Genomic DNA, 467 nt, shown 5'->3' with positions numbered 1-467 from the left:
TATTTGTGCTTCAATACTGGCTCGTTTGCTTTGGGATTGTTCTTCAAAATACTCAAAGCTCATCAGGCTTGATAAAGACTCTGGTAGCGCCGCGAATTGAGCTTTCAATTCAACTCTGAACTCTTCATCTGAAACAGCGATTGACCCATCAGGCTGATGATTAAGGGCTTCATTGCTAACGAATGGGTCCATCAATGATGAGGCTTCTAAGAAAGGTAGCTTCCCTTCTCGCAACCACGTTAAGCCTTTCTCGCTGCAGTATAAAAACAGGCTCACTTTCTACCTTTATAAGCGTATTATATTTAATGAAAAACCAAAGGGTCAGTTTAAAGTTTCAAGCACTAAAGCAAAGCAGAATAGCATAATCGTCGGGATGAAAATAACTGTAAGTTGTTTCCATCGTGGCCATTTATCAGCCTTTATAAACGCCACCAGGCATGAAATTAAAAATACGATCAGCACTAAAA

1 protein-coding gene is annotated in these 467 nt (G+C 39.8%); it reads right to left on the bottom strand.

Annotated features, from left to right (window positions below; translation table 11 throughout):
* Window positions 1-276, bottom strand: a 276-nt coding sequence (locus A3756_RS01175) for a hypothetical protein (protein WP_156490160.1), incomplete at its 3' end; no start/stop codon positions are given.
* Between the last annotated feature and the right edge of the window lie 191 nt (window positions 277-467).

The organism is Oleiphilus sp. HI0086 (assembly GCF_001635225.1).
The sequence above is the reverse complement of the archived record's forward strand: the minus strand, read 5'-3'. Positions and strand labels throughout refer to the sequence as shown.